17 protein-coding genes are annotated in these 15808 nt (G+C 52.1%); 8 read left to right on the forward strand and 9 right to left on the reverse strand.

Going from position 1 to position 15808, the window contains the following annotated elements; all coding sequences use genetic code 11:
* Nucleotides 1-86: 86 nt before the first annotated feature.
* The 3 genes from ABYP33_RS01455 to ABYP33_RS01465 are packed head-to-tail and all read right to left on the reverse strand — an operon-like array spanning nucleotide 87 to nucleotide 959.
* Entirely contained in the window at nucleotides 87-248 is a 162-nt protein-coding gene (locus ABYP33_RS01455) for a hypothetical protein (RefSeq protein WP_373087525.1), read from the reverse strand.
* The gene (locus tag ABYP33_RS01460) at nucleotides 232-447 is read right to left on the reverse strand and encodes a hypothetical protein (protein WP_373087527.1); all 216 of its coding nucleotides are present in this window, start codon (nucleotides 445-447) and stop codon (nucleotides 232-234) included. Before ABYP33_RS01460 ends, ABYP33_RS01455 begins: the two co-directional genes overlap by 17 nt.
* The gene (locus tag ABYP33_RS01465; RefSeq protein WP_373087529.1) at nucleotides 444-959 is read right to left on the reverse strand and encodes a MaoC family dehydratase; all 516 of its coding nucleotides are present in this window, start codon (nucleotides 957-959) and stop codon (nucleotides 444-446) included. Before ABYP33_RS01465 ends, ABYP33_RS01460 begins: the two co-directional genes overlap by 4 nt.
* Before the next feature lie 193 nt (nucleotides 960-1152).
* Here ABYP33_RS01465 and cls point away from each other — a divergent pair, with 193 nt between their 5' ends.
* The 6 genes from cls to ABYP33_RS01495 all read left to right on the forward strand — a co-directional run bounded on the left by cls (nucleotide 1153) and on the right by ABYP33_RS01495 (nucleotide 10710).
* A complete protein-coding gene (gene cls / locus ABYP33_RS01470) occupies nucleotides 1153-2625 on the forward strand; it encodes a cardiolipin synthase (RefSeq protein ID WP_373087531.1) in 1473 nt (490 codons plus the stop codon).
* Nucleotides 2626-2629: 4 nt separating this feature from the next.
* Complete coding sequence (locus ABYP33_RS01475) at nucleotides 2630-3256, forward strand: paraquat-inducible protein A (RefSeq protein WP_373087533.1); 627 nt, start codon at nucleotides 2630-2632, stop codon at nucleotides 3254-3256.
* Between the two features lie 6 nt (nucleotides 3257-3262).
* On the forward strand, nucleotides 3263-3877 hold the full coding sequence (locus ABYP33_RS01480) for a paraquat-inducible protein A (RefSeq protein ID WP_373087602.1): 615 nt from the start codon (nucleotides 3263-3265) through the stop codon (nucleotides 3875-3877).
* Nucleotides 3870-6191, forward strand: a complete 2322-nt coding sequence (locus ABYP33_RS01485) for an MlaD family protein (protein ID WP_373087536.1) — start codon at nucleotides 3870-3872, stop codon at nucleotides 6189-6191. The genes ABYP33_RS01480 and ABYP33_RS01485 overlap by 8 nt, the downstream gene beginning before the upstream one ends.
* A 149-nt stretch (nucleotides 6192-6340) precedes the next feature.
* Complete coding sequence (locus tag ABYP33_RS01490; RefSeq protein ID WP_373087538.1) at nucleotides 6341-7570, forward strand: efflux RND transporter periplasmic adaptor subunit; 1230 nt, start codon at nucleotides 6341-6343, stop codon at nucleotides 7568-7570.
* Nucleotides 7567-10710, forward strand: a complete 3144-nt coding sequence (locus ABYP33_RS01495) for an efflux RND transporter permease subunit (RefSeq protein ID WP_373087540.1) — start codon at nucleotides 7567-7569, stop codon at nucleotides 10708-10710. The genes ABYP33_RS01490 and ABYP33_RS01495 overlap by 4 nt, the downstream gene beginning before the upstream one ends.
* A 41-nt stretch (nucleotides 10711-10751) precedes the next feature.
* Here ABYP33_RS01495 and ABYP33_RS01500 read toward each other — a convergent pair whose 3' ends face one another.
* Nucleotides 10752-11138 (reverse strand): diacylglycerol kinase family protein, encoded by a 387-nt coding sequence (locus ABYP33_RS01500; RefSeq protein WP_373087542.1) that lies wholly within the window; start codon nucleotides 11136-11138, stop codon nucleotides 10752-10754.
* A 44-nt stretch (nucleotides 11139-11182) separates the two neighbouring features.
* On the opposite strand from ABYP33_RS01500, the gene glpE reads away from it, so the two are divergent.
* Nucleotides 11183-11506 (forward strand): thiosulfate sulfurtransferase GlpE, encoded by a 324-nt coding sequence (gene glpE, locus ABYP33_RS01505; protein ID WP_373087544.1) that lies wholly within the window; start codon nucleotides 11183-11185, stop codon nucleotides 11504-11506.
* 39 nt (nucleotides 11507-11545) lie between these two features.
* Here glpE and sppA read toward each other — a convergent pair whose 3' ends face one another.
* From sppA to arsC, 4 genes are read right to left on the reverse strand one after another with little or no spacing between them, the layout of a single operon-like run.
* Nucleotides 11546-13363 carry a signal peptide peptidase SppA gene (sppA, locus tag ABYP33_RS01510; RefSeq protein WP_373087546.1) on the reverse strand — a complete coding sequence of 606 codons (1818 nt, stop codon included), beginning with the start codon at nucleotides 13361-13363 and terminating at the stop codon, nucleotides 11546-11548.
* Nucleotides 13360-13752, reverse strand: a complete 393-nt coding sequence (locus ABYP33_RS01515; protein ID WP_373087548.1) for a DUF2069 domain-containing protein — start codon at nucleotides 13750-13752, stop codon at nucleotides 13360-13362. Before ABYP33_RS01515 ends, sppA begins: the two co-directional genes overlap by 4 nt.
* 7 nt (nucleotides 13753-13759) lie before the next feature.
* Nucleotides 13760-14356 (reverse strand): NAD(P)H:quinone oxidoreductase, encoded by a 597-nt coding sequence (gene wrbA, locus ABYP33_RS01520; protein ID WP_373087550.1) that lies wholly within the window; start codon nucleotides 14354-14356, stop codon nucleotides 13760-13762.
* A gap of 35 nt (nucleotides 14357-14391) precedes the next feature.
* Nucleotides 14392-14745 (reverse strand): arsenate reductase (glutaredoxin), encoded by a 354-nt coding sequence (gene arsC, locus ABYP33_RS01525; RefSeq protein ID WP_373087552.1) that lies wholly within the window; start codon nucleotides 14743-14745, stop codon nucleotides 14392-14394.
* 84 nt (nucleotides 14746-14829) lie between these two features.
* Between arsC and ABYP33_RS01530 the strand changes: the two genes are divergently transcribed.
* The gene (locus ABYP33_RS01530; protein ID WP_373087554.1) at nucleotides 14830-15285 is read left to right on the forward strand and encodes a TlpA family protein disulfide reductase; all 456 of its coding nucleotides are present in this window, start codon (nucleotides 14830-14832) and stop codon (nucleotides 15283-15285) included.
* On the opposite strand, the gene ABYP33_RS01535 is transcribed toward ABYP33_RS01530, so the two are convergent.
* On the reverse strand, nucleotides 15282-15806 hold the full coding sequence (locus tag ABYP33_RS01535; protein WP_373087556.1) for an O-acetyl-ADP-ribose deacetylase: 525 nt from the start codon (nucleotides 15804-15806) through the stop codon (nucleotides 15282-15284). The genes ABYP33_RS01530 and ABYP33_RS01535 overlap by 4 nt on opposite strands.
* Between the last annotated feature and the right edge of the window lie 2 nt (nucleotides 15807-15808).

Consider the following 15808-nt stretch of genomic DNA (forward strand, 5'->3'; position numbering starts at 1 on the left):
CCACCACCCGCCCCCTGTACTCGCGCCCCCAAAGGGTCAAAATAGGGGCCGACGGGCGAGTGGTGCTCGGGCTTGCGCAACTGACATTAAACCCCGGCACCAAGGACCGGAAGGCCTCCACCCCCCTGCTTATCCATTGGCGCCAAGCGCACCGTCTTATCAATAAATTCAGGGCAGCCTATCGCCCGCATTGCATTGGCGTTTACGATGACACCGATATCAACGTCGCCGTTAAAATAGGCCTTCACCGGCCCAAAGGCCAACAAAGTCACCCACCCCGACACTGAAGAAATTGAGGCGCTCGGCGCCCAATATCATTATGCCGAAGCCGTCTTCACGACGGCGCCCTACCCACACCGTGGACTCGCGAAAGCGCGCCTCTATAAGGCGACTAAAGCAATCATCAGGCTCGCAATAATGGTTGCCGCAGATGATCGCCACCTTCACGCAGGGTAATAGCGACTTATGGTATCGACCACACAGGCAGGCCGGTCATTGCCCTCAATTTCAACGGTCACCCGCACCACAGACTGCACACCATCTTTGACCTCGTCTACCGACACCAATTCGCCGCGCCCCCGCAATTTAGACCCCACGGGCACTGGCGCCGGAAAGCGAATGCGCTCACACCCAACATTCACCCCCATTGAAATACCTTGCACATCGATAATTTGGGGGAGAAATAAATTCACGAGTGACAGCGTTAAGTAACCATGAGCAATACATTTACCAAAAGGACCTTCTTTTGCTTTTATTGGATCCACATGTATCCATTGATGATCACCGGTTGCGTCGGCAAACAAATTAATACGCGCCTGATCAATTTCTAGCCAGTCGCTGCAGGCCAATGCTTGACCAACGCAGGCATGTAAATCTTTTGGGTGTTTAAAGACCGTTGTCATTGCCGCTCCATCATTGCCGATCGGCGCGATTTTGGCCGATATTACTGTCAAGCGCATACTTTAGCATTCCTTCTGCTGCGCCCTGCATCGTCTATCGAGACGACGCAGGCATAAGCCAAATTAGCGCACTTTTACACGTTCAGCGGGTCTATCGATACAAGCCAAGCCCGTCGTCTTCAGAAACGACTACACTCACTAGGCTAAATCCAGCGATACTAAGGCGACAACAAAAGGAGATAAGAACAACGTGATGCCCGCTGACACTCTCGCAACGCTTTGGGACTGGCTGAGCGGTAATAGCACCAGCATTGCTGCACTTTTTGCCGCCACATTCATGGTGCTAGGCGTGCTCTCTGCCCTTGAGGCCATTCTTAAATCTCGAACTGCCCAGGGCGCAGTGGCGTGGGCTATTGTCTTACTGGGCTTACCTTGGGTGTTTGTGCCCCTATACTGGGTTTTTGGTCGTCGAAAGTTTCGCGGTTACGCCTTAGCCAAAAGCAGCGACCACGGTGAGATCGACCAAATAGCCGCCAAGCTCGCAGCCGAGCTGACTAACTTCCACACTAATAGCAGTCATGATCCGCGATTTATTGCCCTAGAAAAATTGGCCACGCTGCCCTTTAGTTGCGGCAATGAGACCCATTTACTTATTAATGGCGAGCAAGCTTTCGCGGAGATGCTAAGCCAAATAGCCGCAGCAAAACGCTACGTGCTCCTTGAGTTTTACACTATTCGCGACGACAACATCGGCGGCGAATTAGCCGAGTTACTGGTCGCCAAAGTGCAGGAGGGGATCGCGGTCTATTGTATCTACGACGAAATTGGCAGCCTGCAATTGCCGGGTAGCTATTTACGAAAACTTCGCAATGGCGGTGTCGATATTCGCCCCTTTAATAGCACGAAGGGCCTTGGCAATCGGCTGCAGCTGAATTTTCGCAATCACCGAAAAATTGTGGTTTGCGACGGCAACTACTGCTTGATTGGCGGCATGAATATCGGCGATGAGTACCAACATATGCATCCGCGACTAACGCCTTGGCGCGACACCGGTCTTGCCCTGACCGGCCCCGCCGTTCAGGCCGTGCAACTCGCCTTTGCTGAAGACTGGCTATGGGCCACGGAATCGCTTCCCGAACTCAATTGGCAGCTGCGCGCCAGCGCCACTACTAAGTCGCAGATCAACACCTTGATTCTCTCTACCGGCCCCGCCGATAACACGGAAAGTTGTGCGCTTTATTTTCTCAATATGATTAACCACGCCACGAGTAGATTGTGGATTGTTAGCCCTTATTTTGTGCCCGACGCCCCGGTCATCCAGGCTCTGCAGCTCGCCGCCATGCGCGGCGTTGATGTCCGTATTATATTGCCAGCCAAACCAGATAAAATCATGATACAACTGTCATCTTATACCGCGATCAAAGAAACCTTGGCCAAAGGTGTTCAGTTCTATTACTACCAAGACGGCTTCTTGCATGAGAAAGTGATGTTAGTAGATGATGATGTGAGCGTGGTGGGCACTGCCAATCTCGACAACCGCTCATTTCGTCTTAATTTTGAAATCGGCGTTATTAGCCACGACCGTCAATTTGCCAACAAAATGGAAGCTATGCTCATTATGGACCTACAGCACTGCGTACAATTGCTGCCTAGAGAAGTCGCAAAATGGTCTCTGCGCCGCCGCTTGTTAAGTCGCTGCGCCTATCTTTTTGCACCGTTGCAATAACACCATGATGACCAGTACCAGCCAAATCCCTAAAGGCCTAACCGCCTGCCCAGACTGTGATCTTTTGCTGCACACCAGCAACAGCGATCACCGCCAGGAAGGCCATTGCCCACGCTGCGCGGCCACCTTATGGCATGCGTCAAGCCCAACCGCCGACATCGACTTAGCCGCCGCCGTGAGCGGACTATTACTGTTTATACCCGCCATGAGTCTGCCAATATTAAAACTCAACATGGTAGGCCAGCAGGGCAGCAATTCACTGCTCGGCGGCGTTGGCCGACTCTGGCTAGAAAGTGAACACCTGCTTGCCGTACTGATTTTGCTTTGCTCCCTGCTCGCCCCACTTATGCACCTGCTACTTACGACCATGATTGGTATATCCATCCGGTTTGGGCGCTACCCCAGTTACTTTCCTGCCTGGCTTAAATGTAAAGTATGGATGCAAAATTGGAGCATGCTTGAAGTCTATGTCATGGGCATTATTGTCGCCTATGTCAAGATGATGGACCCCGGCGAAGTCAGTGTTGCCAGCGGTACCTATTGCCTGGTGGGCTTGTTGCTGTGCATTATTCTGTGCAGCCAGTATTTCCACGAAGAGCAGGCTTGGCAATATTGGGAGCAACGCAGCTAAATGACAGTGACAGCGCAGCAGCGCGGTATTGCTCGCTGCACCACCTGTGGCAAGCTCAGCCGCATAAGCTCGTCCAGCCAAGCACAATCCTGGCATTGCGCCCGCTGTGCTGCACCGCTGAGTTTTCGCCAGCCGCACAGCCTACAACGCTGCTGGGCCTATACGCTAGCCGCTGCATTTCTCATGATTCCAGCCAATATTTTACCCATATTGACCGTTATCAGCTTCGGCAAAGGTGACCCAGACACCATCATGTCTGGGGTTGTAAAGCTGTGGCAAGCCGATTTGCAGGCCATTGCCGCCATTGTCTTTATCGCCAGTATCGCGGTGCCAGTCATTAAACTGATAATTATTATAATTCTCATCTTGGCCGTGCAGCTGCACCTCCCCCTAAGCCAACAGCAGTGCACAGTGCTATACCGGTTTATACACTTTATTGGCCGTTGGTCGATGCTCGATTTATTTATGATCTCTATTTTGGTAACCCTGGTTCACCTCGGCAATATTGCCACCGTGGAGAGTGGCCCCGCCGCCACCGCCTTTGCTGCGGTGGTGGTTCTTACCCTATTCGCCGCCAATAGTTTTGACCCGCGCTTGTTATGGGATTTGGACAATGACTGAAGACAATATTAGATCGGCACACTCTGCGCCAAAACGCAGCCTGTCAGCGATTTGGCTGCTCCCACTCATCGCGCTTGCCGTCGCCGCCTGGCTGCTCTACCAAAACATCAACAATACTGGCTTGCGCGTTACCGTTGCTTTCGACAATGGCAGCGGCATAAGTGTCGGCAAAACCCCGGTCATGTACCAGGGTATCAATGTTGGCCAAGTCACCAGCCTGCAACTCGACGACGACCTCGAAGGGGTAACGGCGACCATTGAACTGAGCGAGCAAATTGCCCCGCTAATCCGCAAGAACACCGCATTCTGGCTAGTAAAACCGCAAATATCGCTTTCTGGAGTTTCCGGCTTAGACACCTTGGTGGCTGGCAATTACATCAGCTTCAAGCCCGGTGACGGTGATCCTGCTGAACGCTTTACGGCACTCATCGAGCCCCCCCCAATGGCCAGCAATTTACCAGGATTGCGACTGGTTCTTGAGGCTGATAACCTCGGCTCGCTGTCGGTGGGTGCGCCCATTCTCTACCAGCAAATCGACGTTGGCGACGTTGAAAGCTACCAGCTTAGTAAAAATGGTATTGAGGCCAATGTCCGTATTGACCCCCAATACCAGCACCTTGTAAACAGCAGTTCGCGCTTCTGGCAGCAAAGTGGCTTAAAGGTGAACGCAGGGCTGCAGGGAATCGACATTAATGCCGGGTCAATCGCCAGTATTCTCGCTGGCGGCATCGCCTTTGAGACCCCCACGGCTAATGCTGATGCCGTCGACAATCACACGCATTTCCAGCTATTCACCACCAGGGAGCGAGCCAAAGGTAGCAAGGAAATTGTGGTGTATTTTCGCAACCCAGATGGCCTTACCGTCGGCAGCAATGTTCGCTTATTGGGCATGAACATCGGTAAAGTCGAGTCATTGAGTTTTGTCGACAACAACCCCAATCTTGGCGCCAATATTACGTTGACCATCAGTGCACCTCACCATCAATACTTAAACACTGACAGCCAGTTTTGGCTGGTAAAACCTGAGGTCTCCAGCACGGGAGTGAGCGGGCTAGATGCGCTACTTGGCGGGCCGTACATTGCCATGCGTGTTAGCGGCAAGGGCGGCGTCATTGCCGAGCGCTATACGGCACTTTTCAAAGCCCCAGATAGCGGTATTCAGCAACCCGGTTTACGCCTAAGTCTGCGCAGCGACGAACTGAACTCTGTTAGTATCGGCACCAAGATTTACTACCGAAAAATAGCGGTTGGCCAAGTCGAATCGGTCGACCTCGACGCCGATGGCGTTAATATCGGCGCGTTTATTCATCAGCGCTACGCCCATTTGGTACACCGCGAATCTCAGTTCTGGAATGCCAGCGGTATCAGCATCAGTGGCGGGCTCAGCGGCCTAGACATACGCGCTGACTCCCTCGCGACCATCGTCGCTGGCGGCATTGCGTTCCACACGCCAGAAGTCCAAAAGCCCCAATTGGCCTGGGAAGGACTACGCTATTCACTGCACCCCGACTACCAAAGCACCTTTGCCGACAAGGGCCGCGACATCTTTTTGTACTTTGATAGCGGCAGCAATATTAATAAAGGTACCGAGATCAAATACCAAGGTATTAAAGTTGGCGAAGTCATTGCCGTTGAGCTTGATACCAATATGGAAGGCGTTAAAGTCAGCGCTCGCTTGGCGCCATCAGCCAAAGCACTCGCGCGCAGTGGCAGTCAATTTTGGGTGGTAAGGCCACAACTCGGCCTGATCGGCACCCGCAATTTAGAAACCTTAGTCACCGGTAGCTATATCAGTGTTCGTCCAGGCTACGGTACACCGCAAACCAGCTTCGCGGCCTTGGATAAACCGCCACCACTGAGCAAACCCAGCTCAGGGCTTAATTTAATTGTTGCGGCACCCCAACGCGGCTCAATCAAAGAAGGTGTAAAAGTCTTTTACCGAGATATCCCGGTGGGTGAGGTGTTTGGCTACGAATTAGCCGACGACGCCACTCAAACCTTGATGCATATTAATATTGAGTCACGCTATGCAGGCTTGGTGAGGGAAAACAGTGTGTTCTGGAACTCCAGTGGCATTGCGGTGAAATTTGGTTTGTTTAGCGGCGCAACCATCCGCAGCAAGTCCATTGAGTCCCTGCTTGAGGGCGGCATTGCCTTTGCGACGCCAGATTCAAGCCCCCTAGCGCCTCAGGTCACCTCAGGCATGGTCTTCCCTCTTCGCCAAAACGTCGAGCAGAGTTGGTTAGATTGGACACCGAGCATTCCTCTACCACGCGAAGCGGATACCGGTGAGAACTGGATCCGCACGGATTAAAAAGATGTCACACCACAGAGCGCACTATAACGATACAATGACGGCGTCTCAGCTAATTGCGGGCCTCAGGCGCTCGCCCACCAAGCGGTACGAGGCATTCGCTGCAAATGCAATGACGAATATCATAAAGCCCCACAGAGACCCTCAGCGTGTTGAAACAATCTAACCAAGCCATCATCGCAGCCATCATTCTTCTCATTGCCACTGTTATTGCTGGCATTTTTTACGCGCTAAGGCCTCCAGCCGAGACAATTACGATTGCCCCGCCGGAGTTGATCGTCGATGTTGCCGTCGCAGAGAAACAAACCCTGTCTATTCCCGTCAACTCCCAAGGCAGTGTACAACCGCGCACGCAAACCAACTTGGTGCCTGAGGTCTCAGGCAAAGTCGTCGCAGTTGCTCCGCAATTTGAAAGTGGCGTTATCGTTGACGAAAATACCCTCTTACTCACTATTGATGACCGCAATTATCAGGTTGAGTTAAAGCGCGCCGAAGCCAACCTAGCCGCCGCCGAAAGCAATCTTAGTCATGAAAAAGGCATGGCCGCCGTTGCCAAAGAAGACCTGAGAAAATATCCTCGCAAACACGCCGATAACGACGCCTTAAGCCTAGCCTTGCGAGAGCCCCAATTAAAAGAAGCCGAAGCGCGCTTGCAAGCCGCTTTAGCCGACCTCAGCTACGCCCAAAACAACCTGAGTCGCACCAAAATTCGCGCACCTTATCGCGGCATTATTAAAAGCCGTAATGTCGATCTTGGCCAATATGTCACCACGGGCAGCCAACTTGGTGGTATTTTTGCCGTTGACCGTGCCGAAGTTCGCCTGCCCATTCCGACAGACCGTCTTCGCTATCTTGATTTGCCCAGTGGTCGACAGCCAAACACTGCCCCCAAGGTAAGCTTCGAAAATGACCTGGGCCAACATTGGCAGGGGGCTGTCGTGCGCACCGAGGGCGTACTTGATGAGCGCAGTCGCGTATTATTTGTTGTTGCCGAAATTAATGACCCCTACCGCCTCGATAGCCCAGGTGAAACTTTAATGATGGGCAGCTTTGTCAAAGCTGAAATCAGCGGCAAGCAAATCGATGAATTAATTGCCATACCACGCTATATATTGCGCGCTGGCAATAAAGTGTGGGTGCTCGACCAAGAGCAAAAATTAGCAACTCGGGATGTCAAAACCCTGCGCACCGAGGGCAAACTGGTCTATGTTTACGAGGGTCTCGACAACGGCGACTTAATTTGCCTATCAACCATCCCCAATGCCGTCGCTGGCACCAAGGTCAAAATCAAGCATCAACGCAAGACCAGCACCCTGATTGAATCAATAGCCCGGCACAATCCTATTGCCACCCTCAACGCTCGGCCCATACCGCAATGAGCTTAACTTCCGAATTCGACACCCACAAAGGCATTATCCCTTGGTTTGCCCGAAACTCCGTGGCAGCAAACTTAATGATGGTTATTATCATCGGTATTGGTATCGGCTCTGCACTGAGTATCCAGCGCACTGTGCAGCCGGAATTCGAATTAAATATGGTCAGCATTACCGTCCCCTACCCTGGCGCCACCCCCGACGAGGTAGAGAAAGGCGTTGTCCTTAAAATTGAGGAAGCCCTTAAAGACATTGAATCCATCGAAAGTGTCGAATCCACATCCGACGAATCCGCCGCCTCACTCATCATAGAAATATTCGGTGGTTACGATACATTGGCAGTAATGGATGAAATTAAAAGTGCCGTGGACGGTATTGTCAGTTTTCCAGAACAAGCCGAACGGCCAATTGTTAAACGTGTCGACTTTAAGAATCACGCATTGAATATTCAGCTCTACGGCAACCTTGGTGAACGCGGGCTAAAGAATCTCGCTGAAGAAGTTAAGCAAGAGCTTATGTTGGACGACAACATCGCCTACGTGCAAATAAATGGCGCACGCGAATTTGAAATCAGCGTAGAAATACCCGAATATACCCTGCTGCAATACGGTCTAAGTCTCAGCGAGGTTGCCGAGGCTATTCGGCGTTCATCCCTTGATTTACCAGGCGGCGCCATTAAAACCAGCAATGGCGATATTATGCTGCGCACTCGTGGCCAAGCACGCCATCAGCACGAATTTGAACGTCTAGTACTAATCACCCACCCCGACGGCACGCGACTGACACTAGGTGATATAGCCACCATTCGCGATGGCTTTGTTGAACAAGACGGCTTTTCATTTTTTGACAGCGAAGCCAGTATCGGCTTGCAGGTATTTGCCGTTGGGAATCAAGACCTAATTACTGTTGCTAATGCCGCCAAAAATTACGTCGCCCAAAAACGCGGCACGCTACCCGACGGTGTTAATATCGACACCTGGGCCGACATCACCTTCTATCTTCAAGGCCGCATGGACATGATGCTAAAAAACCTCGGCATGGGTGCCTTGCTGGTGTTTATCGTGCTCGGCTTATTTCTCAATGTTAAACTTGCCTTTTGGGTGATGGTTGGCCTGCCAATTTGCTTCCTTGGCACCTTTGCCATAATGCCATTAATAGGCATCAGTCTAAATATGCTGAGCCTATTCGGCTTTATTTTGGTATTAGGTATTGTCGTCGACGACGCTATCATTATCGGCGAAAGTGCGTATGCGGAAGCCGAAAACAAAGGTCATTCGATAGACAGCGTTATTAACGGCGCACTGCGGGTTGCCACCCCAGCCACGTTTGGTGTGCTTACCACCATTATGGCATTTTCACCCACCCTGTTTACAGAAGGCTCATTCGCCCCCTTTCCGGAGTCAGTTGGCTGGGTTGTGATACTTTGCCTGTGTTTTTCATTAATAGAATCCAAGTGGATACTGCCGGCTCACCTCGCTCACAGCAAGCCGGGCACAAGTGAATTCTGGCTCCAACTAGACCGCATTCCCCGCTATTCAAACAGGGTGCTTACGAATTTTGTTGATAATTATTATCGGCCCTTTATCCACAAAGCCATCGCTAAACGCTATGTAACTGGTGCGATTTTTCTCGCCTTACTTATTGTCATCACTGGCCTAATTATGGGTGGCATCGTTCGCTTTGTCCTGATACCGGAGGTACCTAGCGATTTTATCAAGGCCAATTTAGAAATGACCGAGGGTACTCCTGAGACCCAGACCCGAATGGCCTTTGAGCAAATGGACAAGGCACTGCGCGAGGTAGATGCCAACTACCAAAGCCAGCACGCCGCCAGTGATAACAAGCGTCTTATTAGCCATGTTATGGCCTTCGGCTCGTCTGGCCGCATGGTGAGTTTTATGGTGGAGCTCACTAAAAATGAACAGCGTGACATTGACGGCAATGAAGTAGCTCGTCGCTGGCGCCAACAAATCGGCGACATTCCCGGTGCCAAAATCATGTCCGTGAGCAGTGCCGATCATAGCTCTGGGCCAGCCATTTCATTTAAATTGAGTAGTAACTCCGACAGCCAACTCGACGCGGCGGCCAAAGATTTAGAAGGTGCCCTCAGCCACTACAAGGGGGTCTTTGATATTCGCAATGGCGCCAGCGCCATTCAGGATGAAATTGTTTTAGACATAAAACCTAGCGCCGAAGTTTTGGGGATCAACTCGGCCTCCTTAGGTCGCCAGTTACGTGACACTTTTTATGGCGCCGAAGCCCAGCGAATTCAACGCGGTAACGACGAAGTGAAAGTGATGGTGCGCTACCCGAGAGAAGAGCGCGAAGCGGTGTCAGACCTACAGAACATGTATATTCGTTCCGCCGACCAAGCTTATATACCGCTGAGCAGTGTTGCTGACATTAAATTTGAGCCCGGCTTTAGCCAACGCAAACGTATTGACGGCGAGCGCTCAATCAATGTTACCGCACAAGTGGACAAGGAATTTACCAGCCCCAGCACGGTAACGTCAGACGTCATGGCCAATGTAATTAAAGCGCAGTTTGGCAGTCGCTACCCAGGGGTTAAAGTTCAGTTCAGCGGTGAAAGCGAAGAAATGGGCACGCTGTTACAAAGCCTCGCAATAGGCTTTGTGATCGCGCTCCTTGGCATATACGCCCTGCTCGCTATACCACTGCGCTCGTACTTACAGCCATTTATTATTATGGGAGTAATTCCTTTCGGCATCATTGGCGCGGTTGTCGGTCACATTGTGCTCGACATTTCGTTTAGCATGATGTCATTTTTTGGCGTCATAGCGCTTTCCGGCGTCGTCGTCAACGACAGTTTGATCATGGTCGACTTTATTAACTCCGCGCTGGCGAGGGGCGAACGCCTGTTAGACGCGGTGGTCGATTCTGGCTGCATGCGTTTCAGGGCCATTTTACTGACCTCGCTAACGACCTTCTTTGGCTTATTACCGATGCTGATGGAAGACAGCGTTCAGGCGCAATTTGTTATTCCGATGGCGGTATCGCTCGGCTTTGGCATCATATTCGCTACCGTAATAACCTTGATTCTCATACCCTGTATGTATATGGCATTAGAAGACATGCGCGAGCTTGCTGGTTCTAAGTCCCGCCGCGAAATGGCGGCAGATTTCTGATTGGTGTACCCGAGGACATCACCGTACGGAGCAGTGATACCTTAGCCCGGAATAAATACCCAAAGCCCGACCAGAACCGCAAATCCGGCACTAACCAGCACCCCAGCGGCAGCCACGTCCTTGGCCTTGCCAATAAGCGCATGGGATTCTGGCACCGCCGCATCAGCCAAATACTCTAGGGCAGTATTGAAGGCCTCAGCCATCCAAACTAACGCAATCGCAGCAAACACCGTAACCCACTCAACACCACTCAAGCCCGTTAAGAGGCCCAGCGCCACTACGCAAATAGCGGCCACAAAGTGAATACGCGCATTGTGCTGCTCCACCAACAAAATACCTAAGCCATTTAAGGCATCCCGCAGACTGGCGAAGCGATCTAACAAAGAAAATTCCCTGCCGCGTCGACGGCATTCAGTTTTTGCTTTCATCGCGGTACTATGGTCCCCTATTTTTTACAATTCAGATAATGCTCATGCCTAACTTCAAACATATATCCCCCCAAGATGCACACGCAATGGCGGCGGCAGGCAATTGCCAACTTGCGGACATTCGTGACGAACAATCCTTTGCCACCGCCCACATCCCGGCGGCCACGCACCTCGACAACCAAAGCCTTCAGCAGTTTATCGAGGCTGCGGATCCCGACAAAGCCCTTATTATCTACTGTTACCATGGCAACAGTAGCCAGAGCGCGGCCCAATACTTTGTCGAAAAGGATTTCACCGAGGTCTACAGCATGGATGGCGGCTTTGAAATGTGGCGACAACTCTATCCTCAAGATACCGTTACCGGTTAACACCCCTGCAGCCGGCCGCCGCTGATAGTCAACGACGTGCTAAGGCGCCACACACATAATACAGAAGGCATACACACCGCGACTGTCTCGCAATTGCAGCATCGACGACCACGCTGGCAGTACGCTATTTAAGCTACTCAGCAACGGCGAGGAGCTTTGCAGTACCTGTTTCACCATACCGGAGCCGAGCAGTAGCTGCATTAGCTCTTCTTCGGGCGTGAGCGGCAAGCGCAAGACGCGACTGCTGGTATCCGACAAGCCCGCCAAGGCCGCCGCCGATGCCACGGCTTGTTTTAAACCGCCAAGCTGATCGACCAAACCAAGCTGCTGAGCATCCACCCCACTCCACACCCGCCCTTCGGCAATCGGTTCTACTTGTTCAACAAGCTTATTTCGGCCGTCTGCCACAATACCAATAAAGCGGCGGTAGCCATGCTCTATACCTGACTGAATTGCGCGTTCGAGAACTGGATCCAGCGGAATATCTGGCCGCAACTTCCCGGCCACTGCGCTGGTTCCAATACCATCGGTACTAATGCCGAGGCCGCTCAACATTTCGTCAACTGTGGGAAAGGCGCCAAAAATACCGATTGAACCAGTGAGTGTGGCGGGGGTTGCCCATATCTCATCGGCACCAGCAGCAATCCAATAACCACCCGAAGCCGCCATGCTACCCATAGAAACGACTAAAGGCTTACCAGCCTCCTGCAACTGCGCTAGTTCGGCGCGAATGACCTCGGACGCAAAAGCCGAACCACCGCCACTGTCAATGCGCAGCACCACCGCTTTAACGTCGTTATCGCGACGGGCCTGACGAATTAAGCTCGCGAGACTGTCACCGCCAATAGTGCCCGCGGGCTGTGTGCCATCGACAATATTGCCGCTTGCCACAATAACACCTACACCGGCGGACTTGGCGGGCCTTAGATTTCGATTTAAGGCGAGGTAGTCGCGGTAGAAAATATGCTTATAGGCGCCGTCTTTGTCTTCACCTACTCGTTCAATCAGCATTGATCGTAATGCTGGACGACTGACAATACCATCGACCAGACCGTAATCGAGCGCGGCTTGCGCCGCATCACCGTTGACGCTGGCCATGACATCATCAATATGATTCACATAAAAATCTAACTTCTCCGCCGATATTCCCCGGCGCGCGATGAGGGTATCGCTATACAACGCCCATAGCTGATCTAACCAGGCCTTATTTGATTCCTTCGCCGCATCCGACATATCGTTGCGAAGCAAGGGTTCAATGGCCGACTTGAAACTGCCCACTTTAAAGACATGAAAACGGATTTTCAGCGTATTAATCGCATCCAAAAAGTAATTGCGAATAACCGCAAAACCTTCAATGCCGACCCCGCCCATATTGTGAACAAAAATCTGGTCGGCAAAACTGGCCAGCAAATACTGATCCTGATCATAGTGACTCGCGGTCGCGACCACGGTTTTACCACTGTCGCGAAAGCGATTAATGGATTCAGACAGCTCTAAGGTTTTGCTCAAGCCAATGTGTTTAAGCTCATCAAGCTGCAGCAGTATCACCTCTATACGCGGATCCTCTGTTGCCAAATCCACGGTTTCAATTAAATCGCTGAGCAAGGTTTCAGTAGGCAAACCGCTTGAGCTTAGCTGAGTTAAGGCATCAACAGCAGTAATTTGGTCGACCACGACGCCTTCTGGCGTAACAATCAGCACGGCACCGTCTGGCACACTCACACTCACGGAAGTAAACAAGGCGGCGAGGACAACACCGACGAAAATAACAAACAATATATTGAACAGCCAGCGCCGAGTGCCCTCAATAATCGCGCCGATGCGCGAGAAAAAACCGCGTTTATGAGCCACTGTCATTCGCTTGCCGTCCCCTCTGCCTGCTTAGCCTTAAGCATTTGTGCCTGCCAGCGGATAAACGCCGTCGCGCTGCAAAACAACACAACGACTACCGCTAATTCAATATAATTAAACCAGATAACATAGGGCGACATCGCCTCAGTTACCGCCATCGCAAAATACATTAAAACGGCAAAACACAGCCAAGCAATACTGCGCAGCCGGTGCTTAAATACACCGTAGGCAAACAGCAATATCGGCACCGTACGAATTAACCAAATACTGATACTCGGCTGCCGCCCTTCTTGAACCCATACCCATGTACCAAGGGTCAGACTCAATAAAAAAGCGATATAGCTTATTTTCATTGCCCATGCAGCGAACAGCGCGCGCCTTTCTATTGCCGTCATATTTACCTCAGGATTGCAGCTTTTTACTTAATGCCGCGATGCGCCGCCCCAATGCCGCCGCCAATTCAAGTTCGGTACTGTCTACCGCCCGGCCATCTTGTCCAGCCACATGTGAAGCCCCGTAAGGGGTTCCACCACTTTGGGTGGTCGTTAACGCCGCTTCGCTGTACGGCAAACCCGCAATTACCATACCGTGATGAAGCAGCGGCATCATCATGGTTAACAAGGTACTCTCTTGGCCGCCGTGCATGCTCGCGCTAGAGGTGAACACCCCGGCAGGCTTACCAATCAGCGCCCCGCTCATCCACAAGCTCGATGTGCCATCGAGAAAATACTTTAACGGTGCGGCCATATTGCCAAAACGCGTGGGGCTCCCCAACAGCAAGCCCGCACAATCGCGCAAGTCATCTTCGCTAGCATACAAATGGCCGCTCTCTGGTATCTCATCGGCGGTCGCTTCACAGGCGGCAGACACCGCAGGCACCGTGCGAATTCTCGCTTCAACGCCCGCTTGTTCTACCCCTCTGGCGATCTGCTGCGCCAAGCGTTCAGTGGCACCGTGGCGACTGTAATACAAAACCAATACAAAGGAATCACTACTCAAGATATACGCCCTCTTAAATCTTTGCGCCCATCCATTTAATCGATTAGCGCCAAGACATTTTCAGGTGGTCGACCCAGCACCGCGCGCGTAGCCTTCACCACAATCGGTCGTTCAATCAATTTTGGTTCGGCCGCCATAGCCGCTATTAGCTCAGCATCACTTTTACCTGTGTCCGCCAAGCCCAAAGCTTTATAAGCATCTTCGCCTTTGCGCAGCAATTGGCGAGGACTTATCCCGAGTTTTACAATAAGCTGTTTTAGCTCCGTCGCCGACGGCGGTGTTTCGAGATACGCTATAATTTCAGGTTCGACACCCTTGTCAGTGAGTATCTGCAAGGTTTGCCGAGATTTTGAGCACCGTGGATTGTGGTAAATGGTATAATCAGCCATACGCTCCCCGCGTCATACTTCAGTAATTTTATCGCGGCATTATACACCCCCAGCCCGTCGGCAGGACCAGCATCGAGTATTTACATGAACACAAAGCCAATTAGGTCACTATTTTTCTTGCTGTTATTGGGCATTAGCGCCTGCAGTAAACCCGATTTCACCACGGTAGACGGCAAGGCTGGGCAATTTAACCAAGGAAAGTGGCAGCTCATCAACTATTGGGCAACATGGTGTGGCCCCTGTCGCGAGGAAATTCCCGACCTGAATGAATTTGCCAAGGCCAACACTGACATAAAAATATACGGTGTTAATTACGACGGATTAGAGGGCGAGGCCTTAACGGCGGCCATTGCGGAGATGGGTATTGCGTTTCCCTCGCTGAGTGCTGACCCAGCCCCCGAGCTCGGCGTACCTCGACCACAAGTATTGCCGACCACCTTATTGCTCGACGCGAACGGCAAGGTACAAGCCACACTCACCGGGCCCCAAACCCGCGAAAGTCTCGCTAGCGCTATTGAGAAGGCCGCAAAGCAACTCTAGGGTTCACCCCCCGCTGCCGCGCATGCGGCAGCCCAATGCGCTGCCATTTCGCGACTAAACGCTACTAAATAGATGCTTTGCAAGGCGCTATCTGGAACCCAACGTCGCAGTGTCGCAACCGCAATTTCGGTCGCCTCGCGATGCGGGTAAGCGTAAACCCCGCAACTGATCGCCGGAAACGCAATGGACTTAAAACCTTCGGCCACGGCAAGTTGAATACACCGGCGATAACACGACGCCAGCAGTTCCGCCTCACCCTGTCGCCCGCCACGCCATATTGGGCCAACAGTATGGATAACGGCTCGGGCAGGGAGTAAAAAGCCGGGACTAAGCTTAGCATCCCCGGTATCACAGCCCTGCAACTGGCGGCAATAGGCCAACAGCGCCGGCCCTGCCGCCCGATGAATTGCGCCGTCCACACCACCACCGCCGAGTAAGGTCGAATTGGCGGCATTCACAATGGCATCGACCGCCATCGCACAGATATCGCCCTCCACAATATGAAAGCCGACGAGCGACATCA

The organism is Zhongshania sp., assembly GCF_041584495.1.
Taxonomy (GTDB): Bacteria; Pseudomonadota; Gammaproteobacteria; order Pseudomonadales; family Spongiibacteraceae; genus Spongiibacter.